The sequence below is a fragment of the Spirillospora sp. NPDC049652 genome (assembly GCF_040675125.1).
GTDB lineage: Bacteria > Actinomycetota > Actinomycetes > Streptosporangiales > Streptosporangiaceae > Spirillospora.
Genome location: NZ_JBFAOF010000769.1, coordinates 1 through 3,572 on the forward strand (window position 1 = coordinate 1; position 3,572 = coordinate 3,572).

The 3,572-nt window shown below is 73.6% G+C and carries 3 protein-coding genes and 1 pseudogene; 3 read left to right on the forward strand and 1 reads right to left on the reverse strand.

Annotated features, from left to right (window positions below):
- From AB0J52_RS32240 to AB0J52_RS32250, 3 genes and pseudogenes are all read left to right on the forward strand, one after another.
- Positions 1-537, forward strand: a pseudogene (locus AB0J52_RS32240) (hypothetical protein); the annotation flags it as partial.
- A gap of 181 nt (positions 538-718) precedes the next feature.
- On the forward strand, positions 719-1,189 hold the full coding sequence (locus tag AB0J52_RS32245; RefSeq protein ID WP_026416580.1) for a bifunctional nuclease family protein: 471 nt from the start codon (positions 719-721) through the stop codon (positions 1,187-1,189).
- Positions 1,190-1,793: 604 nt separating this feature from the next.
- Entirely contained in the window at positions 1,794-2,396 is a 603-nt protein-coding gene (locus tag AB0J52_RS32250; RefSeq protein ID WP_500186596.1) for a MerR family transcriptional regulator, read from the forward strand.
- A gap of 137 nt (positions 2,397-2,533) precedes the next feature.
- Here AB0J52_RS32250 and AB0J52_RS32255 read toward each other — a convergent pair.
- On the reverse strand, positions 2,534-3,572 hold a 1,039-nt coding region (locus AB0J52_RS32255), incomplete at its 5' end, for a lysylphosphatidylglycerol synthase transmembrane domain-containing protein (protein WP_500186598.1).

A 3,572-nucleotide genomic window follows, 5' to 3' on the forward strand; every position in this document is an offset into this window, starting at 1 on the left:
CCGGACACCCGCACGGCCCCGGACGGCCACGCCCTGGCGGACGGCCGCACCGCAGGGGATGCCCGTGCCGCAGGGGATGGCCGTGCCGCGGGAGACGGGCGCGCCGCGGACGGGACGCGCCGTCCGCGCACCCTGGTCGCGGCCGACGCGGGCGCGGAGCCCGCCGCCGAAGTCCGCCTCACCCGCCGCCAGCTGATCGACGGCGCGTCGATCACCGAGGCGCTGCTGGCCCAGCTGGAGGAGTACGGGCTCGTCCGCCGGTCCGGCACCCACTACGACGGCGACGCGCTGGCCGTCGCCCGCGCCGCCGCCGCGCTCGGCGCGTTCGGCTTCGAGGCCCGGAACCTGCGCGCGGTGAAGGCCGCCGCCGACCGGCAGGTGGGCCTGATCGAGCAGCTCGTCGCGCCCCAGCTGCGCCGCCGCAGCCCCGGCGCCCACGAGGAGGCGGCCCGCACCGCCTTCGAGATCGCCGAGCTCTCGGTCCGGCTGCACACGGCGCTGGTCTCGGCCGGCCTGCGGGAGAACCTGGACCGGTGAGCCCGGCCGCGCCCCGCCGCACCGCCGTCCGGAAAGGGCGGCGGGGCCCGGACGGCGCGATTTGCCCGCCCGTCGCCCGGCCACCCGGAGGCGGGCGGGGTGTACGTTGGCTACAGGGGTCGGCGGCCAGCCGGTCCGGACGAGAGCAGATCGAGGCCGCGAGGACCAGCAGGGAGCCGCAGTGAAGCAGATGGAGGTCGTCGGCGTCCGGGTCGAGATGCCCTCCAATCAGCCGATCGTCCTGTTGAAGGAGACGGAGGGCGATCGCTACCTGCCCATCTGGATCGGGGCGGTCGAAGCGACCGCGATCGCCTTCGCCCAGCAGGGGGTGCTGCCCGCGCGGCCCCTCACCCATGATCTTTTCCGGGACGTCCTGGACGCGCTGAGCGTCCAGCTGAGGACGGTGAACATCACCGCCCTGCGCGACGGGATCTTCTTCGCCGACCTGGTCTTCTCCAACGGCGTCGAGGTCAGCGCCCGGCCGTCGGACTCCATCGCGCTCGCCCTGCGCACCGGTGCGACGATCTTCGCCGCCGAGGACATCCTCGAGGAGGCGGGCGTCGCGATCCCCGACGAGCAGGAGGACGAGGTGGAGAAGTTCCGCGAGTTCCTCGACACGATCACCCCGGAGGACTTCGGCCGCGCGGGCTGACCGCCCCGCACCGGGCGCTACCGCGCCCCGCTCGACACGAGGGTGATCATAACCACACCTCCCGGCGCGTCCGGAGGTAAAATACGTAGTTGTCATCGGGTCTCCCACGGCCTGCCGGCGCGGAGCAGCGCGAACCGGCGGACGGGATGTCTCCCGCGACTTCCTGGTTGTCTCATCAGCGTGGTATGGCGCTCGCGTTACCCCGGGGTTCGCCAGGTGCGGGGTCGTGCGTGTGCCGCGTCCGGGCCGCGTGATGCGTCCGGGCGGCGCGCCCTTCGCGTCCGGCTCGGCGGTCCGCCGCCGCCCGGCGGCGCGGATGCGCCGGTCACCCGGCGTGACCTGCGGGATCGTGGCGCCGCCGGGATGTTCCGGAGGCGGCCGCCGCGTTCCGTTTCCGCACCGGGGAGAGGTGGGTAGGAGTTCGATGGCGCCGGAGGTGCGCAGTTTGCCCACGTGAAGCCGGTTCATCCGGGTAGGCGACGCGCCGACGACGAACGTTGACCACACCCTGACCGGCACCTACCGTGCTGGTGGAACACCCGTGGTGTCATTCGTCAAACCCCCTTGACGGAACACCGCGGGCTGATAGAAGCCGGAGGTCCGCGTGGCGGTGAGCAGCGGCGAGGGCAAGGCGACCCCCGACAGGCGCATGGCGTCCCAGCGCGCCGGAGAGCAGGGTCTGCTCTTCGACACCAGGGTCTCGGCGCCGCCGGAGGACGTCGGCTACCGGGGCCCCACGGCGTGCGCCGCCGCCGGGATCACCTACCGGCAGCTCGACTACTGGGCGCGCACCGGCCTGGTGACGCCGAGCGTCCGGGCGGCGCAGGGATCGGGCAGCCAGAGGCTGTACGGGTTCCGCGACATCCTGGTCCTGAAGGTGGTCAAACGGCTCCTGGACACCGGGGTCTCGCTCCAGCAGATCCGCACGGCGGTGAACCATCTACGCGACCGCGGCGTCGAGGACCTCGCCCAGATCACCCTGATGAGCGACGGCGTGAGCGTCTACGAGTGCACCTCGGCCGACGAGGTCGTCGACCTGCTCCAGGGCGGCCAGGGCGTCTTCGGCATCGCGCTCGGCCGGGTCTGGCAGGAGGTCGAGGGCAGCCTCGCCGAGCTGCCCGCCGAACGCGCCGACACGGGCGACTGCGACGACGCCCACCCGCACGACGAGCTCGCCCACCGCCGCCGCGCCCGCCGCACCGGCTGACCCGCTCTCCCCAAGCTGAGCCGCCCCACTCCTCCCCGGCGTCCCACGCCCCGCCGGCCGACTTCCGGCTCCCTCCGCCGTCCCGCCGCCCGCCGCGGTGGCGCTCCCGGAGACCCCCGCACCACCCGCGATCCCCGTCAGATGGCCTCCTTGCGCTGGAGGTAGGCGAAGGCCGCCCAGCCGGGCGCGACCGGCAGCCAGAACGTCAGGAGCCGGAACAGCAGCACCGCCGAGGTGGCGATCTCGGCGGGCAGCCCCGAGATCGTCAGCGCCAGCGTGAGCGCCCCCTCGACCGCGCCCAGCCCGCCGGGCGTCGGCGCGGCCGAGCCCAGGGCGTTGCCGGTCAGGAACACCACCACGACGGCCGTCCAGGGCAGCGAGCCGCCGAAGGCGCGGATCGAGGCGTCCAGGCAGACCACGAACCCGGCCGTCAGCAGCAGCGTGCCGCCGAGGCTGGTGGCGAGCTTGCGGGGCGACTGCAGGACGTCCACCAGCCGCGGCAGCACGCCGGAGAACATCGACCGGAGCCGCCCGGTCACGAACCGCCGGACGCGCGGGATCGCCAGCGCCACCGCCACCGGGACCGCGAGCATCAGCAGCACGATCATGATCGTCCGGGACGGCGCCAGGTCGTGGGTGGCGGTCTGGGTGGACCCGGTGATGAACCCGAACACCACCAGCATCAGGATGTGCACGACCATCCCCATCAGCTGGGACGCGCCCACGCTGGCCACCGCCGGACCCGAGCGGATCCCGTACTTCTGCAGGTAGCGGGTGTTGAGCGCGACACCGGTGACGGCGGCGGGGGCGACGAGCTTGACGAACGACGCGGCGATCTGGACCAGGACGGTCCGCCACATCGGCAGCCGCTCGGGCACGAACCCGATGAGCATCAGCGCCGCCGCGACGTAGGTGACGGCGGCCGCGACCGCGCCGAGCGCCACCCACCACCAGTTCGCGCGGGAGCCGATCTGGTCCAGCTGCACGCTGGTCAGCTGCGGGATGACGATGTAGGCGGCGAAGGTGAGGGCGATGATGCTGACGATCGTCCGGGGGCGGAAGCGCTCCAGCCGGACGGGCTCGGTCTCGGCCTCGGGCTCCAGCTTGAGGATCTGCTCGCGGATGCGGGTCAGCAGGTGCCGGTCGTGCCGGAGCGCGGTGCGGGTCGCCCGGGTC